Source organism: Rhizobium sp. WSM4643, from assembly GCF_025152745.1.
GTDB lineage: Bacteria > Pseudomonadota > Alphaproteobacteria > Rhizobiales > Rhizobiaceae > Rhizobium > Rhizobium leguminosarum_I.
This window is the reverse complement of record NZ_CP104040.1, coordinates 4574773-4589225: the sequence shown is the minus strand read 5'-3', so window position 1 is coordinate 4589225 and position 14453 is coordinate 4574773. Positions and strand designations below refer to the sequence as shown.

The 14453-nt window shown below is 60.6% G+C and carries 11 protein-coding genes, 1 tRNA gene and 1 pseudogene; 7 read left to right on the top strand and 6 right to left on the bottom strand.

What is annotated here, in order from left to right; translation table 11 throughout:
- The first annotated feature begins 29 nt into the window (after nt 1-29).
- A complete protein-coding gene (locus N1937_RS22505; protein ID WP_260057019.1) occupies nt 30-362 on the top strand; it encodes an ArsR/SmtB family transcription factor in 333 nt (110 codons plus the stop codon).
- Nucleotides 363-978: 616 nt separating this feature from the next.
- Nucleotides 979-2406 (top strand): hypothetical protein, encoded by a 1428-nt coding sequence (locus N1937_RS22500; protein WP_260057018.1) that lies wholly within the window; start codon nt 979-981, stop codon nt 2404-2406.
- A 106-nt stretch (nt 2407-2512) separates the two neighbouring features.
- On the opposite strand, the gene N1937_RS22495 is transcribed toward N1937_RS22500, so the two are convergent.
- Nucleotides 2513-2588 (bottom strand) — tRNA-Ala (locus tag N1937_RS22495).
- 151 nt (nt 2589-2739) lie between these two features.
- Nucleotides 2740-3123: a TIGR02300 family protein gene (locus tag N1937_RS22490; RefSeq protein WP_017966434.1), complete on the bottom strand. Its 384-nt coding sequence runs from the start codon at nt 3121-3123 to the stop codon at nt 2740-2742.
- A 276-nt stretch (nt 3124-3399) separates the two neighbouring features.
- On the opposite strand from N1937_RS22490, the pseudogene aroA reads away from it, so the two are divergent.
- From aroA to rpsA, 3 genes and pseudogenes are all read left to right on the top strand, one after another.
- Nucleotides 3400-4757: pseudogene (gene aroA / locus N1937_RS22485) on the top strand (3-phosphoshikimate 1-carboxyvinyltransferase).
- Between the two features lie 72 nt (nt 4758-4829).
- On the top strand, nt 4830-5477 hold the full coding sequence (cmk, locus tag N1937_RS22480; protein ID WP_222385679.1) for a (d)CMP kinase: 648 nt from the start codon (nt 4830-4832) through the stop codon (nt 5475-5477).
- A 174-nt stretch (nt 5478-5651) separates the two neighbouring features.
- Nucleotides 5652-7355 (top strand): 30S ribosomal protein S1, encoded by a 1704-nt coding sequence (rpsA, locus tag N1937_RS22475; RefSeq protein ID WP_003544285.1) that lies wholly within the window; start codon nt 5652-5654, stop codon nt 7353-7355.
- A 177-nt stretch (nt 7356-7532) separates the two neighbouring features.
- On the opposite strand, the gene N1937_RS22470 is transcribed toward rpsA, so the two are convergent.
- The 3 genes from N1937_RS22470 to N1937_RS22460 all read right to left on the bottom strand — a co-directional run bounded on the left by N1937_RS22470 (nt 7533) and on the right by N1937_RS22460 (nt 11013).
- Complete coding sequence (locus N1937_RS22470) at nt 7533-9092, bottom strand: hypothetical protein (protein ID WP_260057016.1); 1560 nt, start codon at nt 9090-9092, stop codon at nt 7533-7535.
- Nucleotides 9093-9323: 231 nt separating this feature from the next.
- Nucleotides 9324-9950, bottom strand: a complete 627-nt coding sequence (locus N1937_RS22465; protein WP_170257463.1) for a ribonuclease D — start codon at nt 9948-9950, stop codon at nt 9324-9326.
- Nucleotides 9951-10203: 253 nt separating this feature from the next.
- Nucleotides 10204-11013 carry a MerR family transcriptional regulator gene (locus N1937_RS22460; protein WP_170282644.1) on the bottom strand — a complete coding sequence of 270 codons (810 nt, stop codon included), beginning with the start codon at nt 11011-11013 and terminating at the stop codon, nt 10204-10206.
- Nucleotides 11014-11180: 167 nt separating this feature from the next.
- Here N1937_RS22460 and N1937_RS22455 point away from each other — a divergent pair, with 167 nt between their 5' ends.
- The gene (locus tag N1937_RS22455; RefSeq protein WP_260057015.1) at nt 11181-12461 is read left to right on the top strand and encodes a 4-aminobutyrate--2-oxoglutarate transaminase; all 1281 of its coding nucleotides are present in this window, start codon (nt 11181-11183) and stop codon (nt 12459-12461) included.
- A gap of 66 nt (nt 12462-12527) precedes the next feature.
- Nucleotides 12528-14009, top strand: a complete 1482-nt coding sequence (locus tag N1937_RS22450; protein WP_222313644.1) for an NAD-dependent succinate-semialdehyde dehydrogenase — start codon at nt 12528-12530, stop codon at nt 14007-14009.
- A 58-nt stretch (nt 14010-14067) separates the two neighbouring features.
- Here N1937_RS22450 and N1937_RS22445 read toward each other — a convergent pair whose 3' ends face one another.
- Nucleotides 14068-14277 carry a SlyX family protein gene (locus N1937_RS22445; RefSeq protein ID WP_026154379.1) on the bottom strand — a complete coding sequence of 70 codons (210 nt, stop codon included), beginning with the start codon at nt 14275-14277 and terminating at the stop codon, nt 14068-14070.
- Nucleotides 14278-14453: the final 176 nt, after the last annotated feature.

The following is a 14453-nucleotide window of genomic DNA, read 5'->3' as shown; positions in this document are numbered from 1 at the left end:
GTACATTTCGTGTTCAGAGGAGGCACGCCATGATCGTAAATGACCGTGAGCTGGCGGACTATTTTTCCGCGCTCGCCAACGCCAGCCGTTTAGCCGTGCTGCGCACGCTGGCCAAGGGTGAGATCTCAGCCACGGAACTCGCCACAAGTGTCGGGCTCAGCCAGTCGGCGTTATCGCACCATCTGAACGTGCTGAAACGTCAGCAGGTCGTCAAGGCGCGCCGCGAAGCTCAGACAATCTATTATTCGCTCGCCAGCCATCGAAGCGAGAAAGCCGTCTCTCTTCTCAACGGCATATTGTTTCCCGACGGACTCCAGATGTCGATGTTCGGCTTCTCGGACCTCGGCCCCGAGGCGGCGTGAAGATCGCGATCGGCCGGAGCCTCGATCCTGCCAAAGGCAGCTAGCCCACCCTACCGTAGATCAACGCGGTTCGACGAATCTTCATTACGTCTCATCAAATGGATTAGGGAAACTTGCGGAGGCTGTACGGTGGAAAGCGGTCATTTCATCAGACTGCTAGACCGAGCACACCCTGCATGCAACTCTCTTACCTGCAGAACAGCATCGAGTCGAGCACCGCATGAAACCGCCAAACCTCTCCAAATCCCTAATTATCGCCGAAGATGCGAAACTTGCTGCCCAGGTTTCATGCAAATTGGCTGCCCGAGGTAGTTACTTGCCTGTGCTCGCCGGCCCTCGCCTTTCCCGACCTGACGCTGAAACTGAAGTTGTTAGATGTAACAATGCGGTCGCTCGCTCAGGCGCCCAATCAATTTATATGGTGGGCCTATCCAAAGCCGCCCATTCCCACCTTGGAAACTACTTGCCAATCCGCCGAACCACCTACATCTCAGAGGGGAGTTCGCTGACAGGCTTAGGAGGTGAGACTGCCCACGACTCCTCAACGTCGCACCCTTTGACCTGGGGACGTGACAACCTTGGGATCGGTCTCCTTAAGGCTCTCCGTGAGCGTCGCATGATAGAGTTTGCAACTGGCCCATCCCCCCGTGAAGTTGTCGAAAGTAGAACAGGGCACTTAGTAGTTTGCGAACAAGGGCACGAACTCAGTGAGGTCATAGCAGCCAACTACGCGTATGCACTGGGAGCCGGACTTGTTATCGTCCCCAATGTTCCAACTGATGTGGCCGACGCCATCCTGGAGACTTTCTATTCGCTGTATGACCATCCGGACTACTCTGCCCGCGAACTCAGACAAGATCTTCGGGCCCGACTGCGTTCCTTCTGTGGAGCTTTAAGCCTCCCAGCGTCTCCGTCACTGACGTTCATAACAAACAAGCTGCCGTTTGGTTTTGGATATTCTGAAGCGCCCTCCACGCACTTATTCACCTATCCAGACCTTGGAATGGCGATCATCAACGGTTTCGCCAGCGCGGCCTCAAACAAGGACGAAACCGTCGCGGCAGTTGTAGTAGACCCCGGCCAGACACCTGCACCGGAAATTGCGACCGCCGCAGAGCTACTAGCGCAACGGGGAACATTCGTGCGGGGATACAGAGGGCCTGCCGCGAATGTGCGCGATGTAAGCCAAATGATTGAACATTTCCCCTATGATCTATTGATCATTGCTACTCACTGCGGAGACGCTCCCGGTTATCGTTGGACCCACGAATTTAAAGACGCAGAAGGTCGGACAAGACAGTTGGTTGTAGACATTGCGCTGGGCATTGCTCAGTCGGAGGATGATCCCGACGTGGTCCAGCTCACACGATTTGAGCGATTTCATTCCCTGGATGGCGTGCTTTGGAATGATCCCGAAAAAGCGAAAAAGATCGTCGTCGGGTCTGCGATCGTTGAGTACATGCGTCAAGCTCATGACACGCAGGAATTGAAGCCAATCTCAAAGGAGACCATAAATCGAGTTTTGGGGTCAGCGGCCCTTCGCATGTACGACAACAACCTTATTGCACTCCCGACCGCCGCTTTAGCCAACTACCGCACGCCCATCATTTTTAACAACGCTTGCGTTTCATGGCATGAACTCTCCAAGCGCTTCATGTTTGCGAACGCAAAGGCTTACATCGGCACACTCTGGCCAGTTACGGGCGTCGAGGCCGAGGATGTGCTCCTGCGGACTATTGGAAAGCATTTCGGCAAGCCGCTTGCTCACGCACTTTGGTCGGCCCAACGGGAGGCTTATCAAGATCAACTTCGCCACCCCTACATCATGACAGGCGTTTATCCGCAATGGCTGCGAGGCTCCCGTTCGGACGGATCGCACGAAATTTTGAAGTCGTTAGCAGAGGGCTTGGGGGTTTGGCAGGGACGGCTCAGCAAAGCCTGTGGCGGTGACGAGCAACGATTGCGCTCTCTTAAGTCGATTTGCCGATTCTTTCAGGTCGAGTACGAACACATGAAAAAACGCTGGCCAAGAAAAGAACCATAGAGCGCCGCAGTGGGTACTCTATTTGGGTACTTTTTGGGTACTCAGCAATCGAATGCTTAGTTGTAGGCCGTTGATTTCACAGCGAAATATTGGTTCGCGAGAAATTTGGTGGAGCTAAGCGGGATCGAACCGCTGACCTCTTGCATGCCATGCAAGCGCTCTCCCAGCTGAGCTATAGCCCCATCAAGGTGGTCCGGCTCATGGCCGGTCCTGGGATACTCGTAAGGCACGTGGCCTGCGGAGTGGCGGCTTATTACTTCCGGATTCCGGAGATAGCAAGCCTAAAAAAATGCGGCCCGGAGAATTTTTTCCTCGCCGGGCCGAAATGCGGTCTCAGACTTCGTCTTCGTCGCCGGTCACGCCGATGATGTCGCTCATGTCGTCATCATCGTCATCTTCGTCGGGTGTGAGGAAGGTATCGTCGTCGTCATCGCCTTCGATTTCGACATCGTCATCGCCGATATCCGGAATGTCGTCGCCGCCGGCGGCGTCATCGGCATCTTCCAGCGAAACCAGTTCGACTTCGGTGTTTTCAGTATCGACTTCCGCGACCTCGTCTTCCTCGGCAACTTCGGCGATCGCCGAGGTTTCTTCGAAGAAGGACAGGGGGTAGGACTTGCCGGTATAAGGAGAAACGATCGGATCCCGGTTCAGATCATAAAACTTCTTGCCGGTTTCCGGATCGGTACGCTTGGTTCCAAGTTCCGCTTTCGCCACTATAAGCCTCGTGTGAATAGCCGAATATGAGATTCGGCAGATGCCGTTCAAGCCGGCGTTCCATCGGAATTTATAAGCCGGTCCCCTTAATCGCTGTGGCTTCGCATGTCAAAGCCAAACTTTGCGATCCGAGCGCCGGGATTTTGGCAAGCCGACGGATGACCGCCCGGCGCGTTTATGTTAACGAGCCGCAACAGCTGCAGAAGCGGACGGAATTTGCGACCGGCCAAGCCTGCCTTGCGGCAAAAATAGACTGCGTTTGCAAAGGATTACGCCATGCCGAACGGCTCTGCGCCCAGGCCCGCCACCGCCCGCAAATCCGCCGGTCTCAAGGGCAGCGTCCGCGTTCCGGGCGACAAGTCGATCTCGCATCGTTCCTTCATGTTCGGCGGGCTCGCTTCCGGCGAAACGCGGATCACCGGCCTGCTCGAGGGTGAGGACGTGATCAATACCGGCCGGGCAATGCAGGCGATGGGCGCCGGGATCCGCAAGGAGGGTGCGCAATGGGTGATCGAGGGCACCGGCAATGGGGCGCTGCTTGCGCCTGACGCGCCGCTTGATTTTGGCAATGCCGGCACCGGCGTGCGGCTGACCATGGGTCTCGTCGGCACCTACGACTTTCACTCCACCTTCACAGGCGACGCCTCGCTTTCGAAACGGCCGATGGACCGTGTGCTCGCTCCGCTGCGCGAAATGGGCGTGCAGGTCAGCGCATCCGAAGGCGACAGGCTGCAGGTGACGCTCAGAGGCCCGGGAACGCCGAGCCCGATCCGCTATCGGGTGCCGATGGCATCCGCCCAGGTGAAATCGGCCGTGCTGCTTGCCGGCCTCAATACGCCTGGAGTCACCACGGTCATCGAGCCGGTGATGACGCGCGACCATACCGAAAAGATGCTGCAGGGCTTTGGTGCCGCCCTTTCCGTCGAGACGGACGGGATGGCGTCCGCACGATCCGGCTCGAAGGCCGCGGCAAGCTTAAGGGCCAGGTGATCGACATTCCCGGCGACCCCTCCTCCACCGCCTTCCCGCTGGTTGCGGCGCTGATTGTTCCCGGCTCCGACATCACCATTGTCAACGTGCTGATGAACCCGACCCGCACGGGGCTGATCCTGACGCTGCAGGAAATGGGGGCCGATATCGAGGTGGTGAATGCACGTCTTGCCGGCGGCGAGGACGTGGCGGATCTGCGCGTGCGCCATTCCGAGCTCAGGGGCGTCAGCGTTCCCGAAGGTCGGGCGCCGTCGATGATCGACGAATATCCTATTCTGGCCATCGCTGCCTGTTTCGCCGAGGGCGCGACGGTCATGAAGGGGCTGGAGGAACTGCGCGTCAAGGAGTCCGACCGCCTTTCCGCCGTCGCCGACGGGCTGAAGCTGAATGGCGTCGACTGCGACGAGGGCAAGGATTTTCTCATCGTGCGCGGCCGGCCAGACGGCAGGGGCATCGGCAACGCTGCCGGCGGCCAAGTCCGGACGCATCTCGACCATCGCATCGCCATGAGTTTCCTTGTCCTGGGGCTTGCCTCGGAGCATGCTGTGACGATCGACGACGCGGCGATGATCGCGACCAGCTTTCCGGAATTCATGCAGCTGATGACCGGCCTTGGAGCGAAGATCGAGCTGGTGGCGGAATGATGTGCCACCTGCTGCATGTCCGCAAAGACGAACTCATTCGCCGCTTCGGCGTGCTGCCGCAGGATTGATCATATGACAAACGAGACTTTCACCATCGCCATCGATGGCCCGGCGGCGGCCGGCAAGGGCACGCTCTCGCGCCTCATTGCAGAGCGCTACGGATATCACCATCTCGATACCGGCCTGACCTATCGCGCCACGGCCAAGGCGCTGCTCGATGCCGGCCTGCCGCTCGACGATGAGGCGGTGGCGGAAAAGATCGCAAGAGAGGTTGAACTCGCCGGATTGGATCGTGATATACTTTCCAGACATGAAATCGGCGAAGCCGCATCGAAGATTGCCGTGATGCCGGCGGTGCGCCGGGCGCTGGTCGAGGCGCAGCGACGGTTTTCGACGAAAGCGCCGGGAACGGTGCTCGATGGGCGCGATATTGGCACGGTCGTCTGCCCGAATGCGGCGGTGAAATTCTATGTAACGGCGTCGCCGGAAGTCCGCGCAAGACGCCGTTATGACGAGATCCTCGGCAAGGGCCTGACGGCGGATTTCGATGCGATCTTCGAGGACGTCAAGCGGCGCGACGAACGCGACATGGGACGGGCCGACAGCCCTTTGAAACCAGCTGATGATGCGCACTTGCTTGATACGTCGGAAATGAGTATAGAAGCCGCGTTTCAAGCTGCTCAATCGATCATCGATGCGGTCTTGAGCCGAAATGCCTAAATTCAAGCGATTTTGCGTGCTCTGAGCATGGATCGCTTCTCATACAGCAAGCCTGAAATTCCGTCCAAGCGCCGGATTGCCTTCGTAAGAGGGCGGACTGGGTTCAGGCCCGTTCAACGCAAACCAACCGGCGCATACGTGTCCGCTTCCGTTTCAGGACACGCAGGAGATTTTATGTCAGTAGCTACCCCCTCCCGCGAGGATTTCGCGGCTCTTCTCGAAGAGTCCTTTGCCAAGAACGACCTGGCCGAAGGCTATGTCACCAAGGGCATCGTCACGGGCATCGAGAAGGACGTCGCCGTTGTCGACGTCGGCCTGAAGGTTGAAGGCCGCATCGCGCTCAAGGAATTCGGCGCGCGCGCCAAGGACGGCCTGTTGAAGGTCGGCGACGAAGTCGAAGTCTATGTCGAGCGCATCGAAAACGCGCTTGGCGAAGCCGTTCTGTCGCGCGAGAAGGCTCGCCGCGAAGAAAGCTGGGTCAAGCTCGAAGCCAAGTTCGAAGCTGGCGAGCGCGTCGAAGGCGTGATCTTCAACCAGGTCAAGGGCGGCTTCACGGTCGACCTCGACGGTGCGATCGCCTTCCTGCCGCGTTCTCAGGTCGATATTCGCCCGATCCGCGACGTCACCCCGCTGATGCACAATCCGCAGCCCTTCGAAATCCTCAAGATGGACAAGCGCCGCGGCAACATCGTGGTTTCGCGCCGTACGGTTCTGGAAGAATCCCGTGCCGAGCAGCGTTCTGAAATCGTTCAGAACCTCGAAGAAGGCCAGGTTGTTGACGGCGTCGTCAAGAACATCACCGATTATGGTGCGTTCGTTGACCTCGGCGGCATCGACGGCCTGCTGCACGTCACCGACATGGCATGGCGCCGTGTGAACCATCCGTCGGAAATCCTGAACATCGGCCAGCAGGTCAAGGTTCAGATCATCCGCATCAACCAGGAAACCCACCGTATCTCGCTCGGCATGAAGCAGCTCGAGAGCGATCCGTGGGATGGCATCCAGGCCAAGTATCCGGAAGGCAAGAAGATTTCCGGTACCGTCACGAATATCACCGACTACGGTGCATTCGTCGAGCTGGAGCCGGGCATCGAAGGCCTGATCCACATCTCGGAAATGTCCTGGACCAAGAAGAACGTTCACCCCGGCAAGATCCTGTCCACGAGCCAGGAAGTCGAAGTCGTCGTTCTCGAAGTCGATCCGTCCAAGCGCCGTATTTCGCTCGGCCTCAAGCAGACGCTGGAAAATCCGTGGGCAGCATTCGCCCGCAGCCATCCGGCTGGCACTGAAGTCGAAGGCGAAGTCAAGAACAAGACCGAATTCGGCCTGTTCATCGGCCTCGACGGCGATGTCGACGGCATGGTGCACCTCTCCGACCTCGACTGGAACCGTCCAGGCGAACAGGTCATCGAGGAGTTCAACAAGGGTGACGTCGTCAAGGCCGTCGTTCTCGACGTCGATGTCGAGAAGGAACGCATCTCGCTCGGCATCAAGCAGCTCGGCAAGGATGCAGTCGGCGACGCCGCTGCTTCTGGCGACCTGCGCAAGAATGCAGTCGTTTCCTGCGAAGTCATCGCGGTCAACGACGGTGGTGTCGAAGTGAAGCTCGTCAACCACGAGGACATCACTTCCTTCATCCGCCGTGCCGACCTCGCCCGCGACCGCGACGAGCAGCGCCCCGAGCGTTTCTCGGTCGGCCAGGTGTTCGACGCCCGCGTCACCAACTTCTCCAAGAAGGACCGCAAGATCATGCTGTCCATCAAGGCTCTGGAGATTGCGGAAGAGAAGGAAGCCGTTGCCCAGTTCGGTTCGTCCGACAGCGGCGCTTCGCTCGGCGACATCTTGGGCGCAGCCCTGAAGAACCGCGGCGGCGAATAAGCCTCGCATCCGCCTTTGAATTGAAGAACCCGCCGGAGCGATCCGGCGGGTTCTTCATTTTCAGGCGATAAAAGTGCTAGAGCGGTTCAGCTTTTAACGGAGCCCAGAACCGCTCTATCCTCTTGTTTTTACGCAATCCCGGACGGAAAACCGCTTCGCACTTTTCCTGGAATTGCTCTATTCCCAGCCGACCATGCGCTGATAGAGCGCATAGACCGGGTCGTCGGCCTCGCCTGGCTGATAGACCGATGGTTCGGCATCGATCATCCTTGGCGTCCTCCGCTCGGGTGCGGCGGCGGTTTCTTCAGCGTCGGGTTCGGCATCGCCGCCGCCGGACTGCGCCTGCTGCTGATCCTCGGACGCGTCGTCACGGTGGTGCTGATGCTGGTGGTGCGTTTCGCCTGCCTTCTCGTTCGACGGCGTATCCTTGGCGAACTGGTAGGGCAGCTGACTATAGGCAAATCCCTCCGGCATCCTTGCCGCCAACGGCACATAGGAAGCCTCGGCCGTCTCGGGAACCGGCCTCATCTGCGGTTGCGCGGAGATTTCTTTCGGCTGACGGGCGGCCGCAGCCGCGGCCTCGATATCCATCTGCGATGGGCGGAGTGCTGCGGATTGGCGAGCATCGGGTGCGGTGAATTCGGCCGGCTGCCTGGTCAGGGTTTCGGTCGCATCGCTGATGACGGCGTCGTCGAGGATCGTATCGATCTCCACTGCCGCCTCGACGGGAACATCCTCCAACACGGTCTGGACGTCTTGTTCGCGGATGATGGTGACGATCATCTCGGAGACTTCTTCGGTCATCGAGGCGACAATTCCTGCCCAGTTCCTGGGAATGACTGGATCGACTTTTTCCGGCATCGCGCGGGGTTGGACGGCAGCCGGCTCCGGCGTTGCCTGCGTATCGTCTGCCGCTGCGGCTTCCGTCGGCAACGGTTGCCCGGCTTCGATCTCCCGCGGTGCAGATTTTTCCGGGGCGATCTCCCTTGCCGTGACAGGGGCGGATTGAGCCCGGTTCTCAGCCTTCGGCGATTCCGGATCGGCAGCTTCCACGGCTTCGGCGATGACCGCTTCCTCGACGGTCGCCGAAGCTGCGGCCTCGATCAGCGAATCGGCTGACGCGGGCGCCGTGTCTGCCGGCTGGTGCATGGCAGCAGGCAGGCTGTCCTCATGCAGCCTTACCTCGGGCAGCCGGATCTCGGGGCGAGCTTCGGCGCGCATCGGCGATGCATCGTTCTGCCCATAGGAGCGGACGACGGCGCGGGCGGCGAGATCGCGATCCTTATAGCGGACGATCTCCAGATAGGCGACGACGCGGGCGGCTTCAGGACCTGTCGGGTTCTTCAGGGCCTCGGCGATCGTCCGGAGCGGCACGCTATGCCCATTCTCGGTGAGCTGGCGCTCGACCTCGTCGATCCTGGCGGTTGGCAGTCGCCGGATGGCATCGGCGAGCCGAGAGGCGAAGGCAAGATTGCTCTCGTCCTCGCCACGCTCCAGCGAGATCGAGCGGCCTGCCGCGTCGATGACATCGAAAAGGGCTTCGACCATGCGCTCGCGCGCCGCAAGGAGCAGAATATTGAGCTTGCCGGCAATGGCGGAATTGAGGTCGGCGGCCTCGACTGCGTTGACAGGCGCGGGGGCAATCACCGATTGGCCGAGACCACTGGCGACGATCGCCGCTGTCTGACTCTGGGACGAAAAGCTTGCATTGGACGCTGCACGAACGGGAGTCAACATGGCATGCTCCTTTCGTAAAGTGACGATGAAAGCAGGCTCTAGAAAAGGACCGCGCTCATCCGGTCCCCTTGCATCCCAGCAGATCCTCCTGTCCGCATGACGCAGTTCCGGCGTCATCGAAATGCATAAAAATTAACAGGAATATTAATGAACAGGCGTTAACGAATCGCTAACGGCCGCCGGCAAGCCTGCCGTACGCCCATTCGCAAACGCAGAATGAAGGCAATTCGCTCAGCTATGGGCGAAGATATCGGCATCTTCCCAGCCGAGCAGGTCGAGCTTGGCGCGGGTCGGCAGGAATTCGAAGCAGGCCGTCGCATGATCGTAGCGGCCATCGCGGATCAGGCGTTCCGTCAGCTTGTCGCGCAATGCATGCAGATAAAGCACGTCGGAGGCGGCATATTCGAGCTGGGCCGGGGACAGCGTCTCGGCCGCCCAATCGGAAGATTGCTGCGCCTTGGAGACATCGACGTCGAGCATCTCCTTGAGATTGTCCTTGAGGCCGTGGCGATCCGTATAGGTCCGGATCAGGCGCGAGGCGATCTTGGTGCAGAAAACCCGGGTCGTCGTGACACCGAAGGTATGGAAGAGCACGGCAATATCGAAGCGACCGTAATGAAAGATCTTCTGATGGGTAGGGTCTTCGAGCAGGGCGACGAGATTGGGCGCCTCTTTCTGGCCGGCGGCGATGCGGATGATATCGGCGGTGCCGTCACCCGGCGAAAGCTGGACGACACAGAGCCGGTCGCGGCGCGGCACAAGGCCGAGTGTTTCGGTGTCGATCGCAATCGCGCCGGTGTAGCGGGATGCATCGGCCGCGGAAATATCGCCTTCGTGATAACGTATGGTCGCTGCCATGAGATTGTCTTTCGTTCGAATGCATCCCCCACAGCGCCGCGCGTCTCTTATGACGCGCAAAGGACGCTGTAGCACTTTGAATGGCTGCTTGATTTTATCCTGAAATCGATTCCGATTTAAGAATTTATCCAGCAGCGCTATAGCGCAATGGCGCAGAGTGCGAAACCGCTTTCCAGCCGCTGGAGCGCCGTGCGTCCTCCTGGACGCACAAAGGACGCTCTACCTCATTTCGTCTCCGCATCGTGTTAGCCGTTCAGAATGTCGGCGGGGTGTTGATCCAGAGAAGCACGGTTTCGCCATCGTGGCGGTTGCGCCAGGAATGGTCGCGGCGGCTTTCGAAATAAAGTGAATCGCCAGGCCCGAGATCGAAGAACTGATCGCTGTCGAGCACCAGTTCGAGCCGGCCGGACAGAACATGCATGAATTCCTCGCCCTCGTGGCGATAGGCGCCTTCGCTGGCAGCCCCCGGCGCCAGCACGAAACGGTGGCAGTCCATCATCCTGCGGCCTTCGGCAAGGAGCTGCACCGCGACGCCCGGGGTTGTTTCGGGCCACTTGCGCCATTCGCCGGCGCGCACCAGCGCCGGCACGTCCCCGCTTTCTTCACCGGAGAGGCGGGAGACGGTGGTGCCGTAATATTCGGCGAGATCGTGCAGCGTCTTGAAACTGACGCCCTGCGAGGTGCGCTCCAGCGTCGAGAGCGTCGAAGAGCTGACGCCGATGTCGCCGGCCACCTGATCGAGCGTCTTGCCGCTCGCATGGCGCAGGCTGCGCAGTTTGCGGCCGAGGCCGCCATCCTGGCTTGTCTCAGCGCCATCGGCGGAAGGCTCCTCGCTCTCCAGCGCCTCGCGGATTGCCGCGGGATTGAGGCCGCGCTCGACACGATACCAGGAGATGCGCTTCAACCGCGCCACATCGTCGGCGCTGTATTGCCGATGACCGGTTTGCGAACGGCCGGGAACCACCAGACCCTGGCTTTCCCAGAGGCGTAGCGTCGAGGCCGAAACGCCCGCCAGCCGCGCGGCTTCCGCCACCTTGTAGCGCACAGGCCCGTTATCGTTCATCCGCCAATATCCCTGATTCCGATCGCCCCAGAGCTTTCATCAAAAAACGTGATGTTTGAAGCAAAAAATGCCGCTTGTTTTCTTGCAGGAAAAATGTAGGTGTTTTGTATTCACCTTGCAGAAGATATGCAAGATAGTTCTCAAACTTTTCAGCGGAGGAGCCATCGATGAAGACGACAAGCCTGACGGACCGGAAGAACGCCGCTATTTCACGCGGCGTCGGCATGACGACCCAGATCTATGCGGATCGTGCAGAGAATGCCGAGATCTGGGACAAGGAAGGCCGCCGCTACATCGATTTCGCCGCCGGCATCGCCGTTCTCAACACCGGCCACCGTCACCCCCGGGTCATCGCGGCGGTCAAGGATCAGCTCGATCGCTTCACCCATACCTGCCATCAGGTGGTGCCTTACGAAAGCTACGTACACCTTGCCGAGCGGCTGAACGCGCTGCTGCCTGGAGATTTTGAGAAGAAGACGATCTTCGTCACCACGGGCGCCGAAGCGGTTGAGAACGCCGTCAAGATCGCCCGTGCCGCAACCGGCCGCTCGGGCGTCATCGCCTTTGGCGGCGGCTTCCATGGCCGCACCTTCATGGGCATGGCGCTGACCGGCAAGGTCGTGCCCTATAAGGTCGGCTTCGGCGCGATGCCGGGCGACGTGTTCCACGTTCCCTTCCCGGTCGAGCTGCACGGCGTTACCGCCGACCAGTCGCTGGCGGCACTGAAGAAGCTCTTCGCCGCCGATGTCGATCCGCAGCGCGTCGCCGCCATCATCATCGAGCCGGTGCAGGGCGAAGGCGGCTTCTACGCCGCACCTGCCGCCTTCATGAAGGCGCTGCGCGAACTCTGCGACCAGGACGGCATCCTGCTGATCGCCGACGAGGTGCAGACCGGTTTCGCCCGCACCGGCAGGATGTTCGCAATGGACCACCACGAAGTGGCGCCCGACCTGACGACGATGGCAAAGAGCCTGGCCGGCGGCTTTCCGCTCGCCGCCGTCACCGGCCGCGCCGAAATCATGGATGCGCCAGGACCGGGCGGGCTCGGCGGCACCTATGGCGGCAATCCACTCGGGATCGCGGCCGCCCATGCCGTGCTCGACGTCATTGTCGAGGAAGATCTCTGCAACCGCGCCAACCAGCTTGGCGGACGGCTGAAGCAGCGGCTGGAATCGTTGCGCGAGACGGTGCCCGAGATCGTCGATATCCGCGGGCCGGGCTTCATGAACGCCGTCGAATTCAACGACCGGACGACGGGACTGCCGAGTGCGGAATTCGCCAACCGGGTGCGGCTGATCGCGCTCGACAAGGGCCTGATCCTGCTCACCTGCGGTGTCCACGGTAACGTCATCCGCTTTCTTGCGCCAATCACCATCCAGGACGAGATCCTCGGCGAGGCGCTCGATATTCTCGAAGCCTCGATGCTGGAAGCGAGCGCGGCCAAGTGATCGCACCGGAACTGGATTTCAATGGCTGCCGGCAACCGGCAGCCGCACTCCCACGGAGGTTATGACATGGCTTTCACCACCGCACTGACTAAGCACGTTCCCTTCTCCTCGCCCCTGCTGCGCGATGCCGGCTATATCGACGGGGTCTGGACATCAGGCGATGCCACTCGGACTTTTGACGTGCTGAACCCGGCAACCGGCGAGCTGCTCGCCTCATTGCCCGATATGGGCGCTGCCGAGACGCGGACGGCAATCGATGCGGCCCATGCCGCCCAGCCGGCCTGGGCGGCCCGTCCGGCCAAGGAGCGCAGCGCGATCCTGCGCAAATGGTTCGACCTGATGGTTGCCAATGCCGACGAACTCGCCGCGATCCTGACTGCCGAAATGGGCAAGCCGTTCCCGGAAGCGCGCGGCGAGATCCTTTATGCCGCGGCCTATATCGAATGGTATGCGGAAGAGGCCAAACGCATCTATGGCGAGACGATCCCCGCGCCTTCCCAAGACAAGCGGATGATCGTCATCCGACAGCCGGTCGGCGTCGTCGGCACGATCACGCCGTGGAACTTCCCGGCGGCGATGATCACCCGCAAGATCGCTCCGGCGCTGGCCGTCGGCTGCACCGTGGTGTCGAAGCCCGCCGAACAGACGCCGCTGACGGCGATCGCCCTTGCCGTGCTCGCCGAGCAGGCCGGCATTCCGGCCGGCGTCTTCAACGTCATCGTCGGGGTCGACGGTCCGGCGATCGGCCGCGAGCTCTGCGGCAACGAAAAGGTGCGCAAGATCAGCTTCACCGGCTCGACCGAGGTCGGCCGCATCCTGATGCGGCAGTGCGCCGACCAGATCAAGAAGGTGAGCCTGGAGCTCGGCGGCAATGCGCCCTTCATCGTCTTCGACGATGCCGATCTCGACGCTGCCGTCGAAGGCGCGATCGCCTCCAAATACCGCAATGCCGGCCAGACTTGCGTCTGCGCCAACCGCCTCTACGTCCAGTCGAACGTCTATGACACCTTCGCCGCCAAGCTTGCCGCCAAGGTCGCCGAGATGTCGGTCGGCGACGGCTTCAAGCCGGGTGTCGTGATCGGGCCGCTAATCGACGCGCAAGGCCTTGCCAAGGTGGAAGACCATGTCAGCGACGCGCTTGCCAAGGGCGCCAAGGTGCTGACCGGCGGCAAGCGCATCGACGGCGCCGGCACCTTCTTCACGCCGACGGTGCTGACCGGCGTTGCGCGCGGCATGAAAGTGGCGCGCGAGGAGACCTTCGGGCCGGTGGCGCCGCTCTTTCGCTTCGAGACCATCGAGGATGTCATCGCCCAGGCCAATGATACGGAATTCGGCCTCGCCGCCTATTTCTACGCCGGCGACCTGAAGAAGGTCTGGCGGGTGGCGGAAGCGCTGGAGTACGGGATGATCGGCATCAATACCGGCATCATGTCGTCCGAGACCGCGCCTTTCGGCGGCATCAAGCAATCCGGCCTCGGCCGCGAAGGCTCGCGCCACGGCGCCGACGACTATCTGGAAATGAAATATCTCTGCATCGGCGGCGTCTGATCCGCCGTCCTACGGCGCAAGACACCCCAGCGGGCACGCGGCATTGCGCCGCGTGTCGTCAATAGTGCGGCGGGCGGGTGATCGCCGGCGCGTCCAGCGACTGCTCCTCCAGCGAAAGGAAGCGTTCGGTCAGCCGGTCGAGCTTGGTGCGCATCTGCTCCACGATCTTCCATTGCTCGGCGAGCTGATCGGAAAGCTCTTCGATCGTCTTTGCCTGGTGGGCCAACATTTCTTCCAGCTGGGTGATACGGTTCGTCTCGTCGGACATCGATGCTCCTTTGCCGAAACCGGCAGAACAGATGGTTCTCTCAAAGCGGAAATAGGCCGCCTCGTCAATGCTTTCCATGGCCAGCGCGGCCACGCGCAAACTGTACCGTTTGGTTACTAAAAGACCTTGCCGTGCCTGATGTTGTGGGGTAGGCCGTTATCCATCAGGGAGGAATA

Coding starts and splice junctions, on each gene's coding strand:
- N1937_RS22455 (WP_260057015.1), top strand. CDS start 11,181: ATGAAGACGACAAGCCTGACGGACCGGAAGAACGCCGCTATTTCACGC.
- rpsA (WP_003544285.1), top strand. CDS start 5,652: ATGTCAGTAGCTACCCCCTCCCGCGAGGATTTCGCGGCTCTTCTCGAA.
- N1937_RS22460 (WP_170282644.1), bottom strand. CDS start 11,013: ATGAACGATAACGGGCCTGTGCGCTACAAGGTGGCGGAAGCCGCGCGG.
- N1937_RS22500 (WP_260057018.1), top strand. CDS start 979: ATGATAGAGTTTGCAACTGGCCCATCCCCCCGTGAAGTTGTCGAAAGT.
- N1937_RS22465 (WP_170257463.1), bottom strand. CDS start 9,950: ATGGCAGCGACCATACGTTATCACGAAGGCGATATTTCCGCGGCCGAT.
- cmk (WP_222385679.1), top strand. CDS start 4,830: ATGACAAACGAGACTTTCACCATCGCCATCGATGGCCCGGCGGCGGCC.
- N1937_RS22445 (WP_026154379.1), bottom strand. CDS start 14,277: ATGTCCGACGAGACGAACCGTATCACCCAGCTGGAAGAAATGTTGGCC.
- N1937_RS22470 (WP_260057016.1), bottom strand. CDS start 9,092: ATGTTGACTCCCGTTCGTGCAGCGTCCAATGCAAGCTTTTCGTCCCAG.
- N1937_RS22505 (WP_260057019.1), top strand. CDS start 30: ATGATCGTAAATGACCGTGAGCTGGCGGACTATTTTTCCGCGCTCGCC.
- N1937_RS22450 (WP_222313644.1), top strand. CDS start 12,528: ATGGCTTTCACCACCGCACTGACTAAGCACGTTCCCTTCTCCTCGCCC.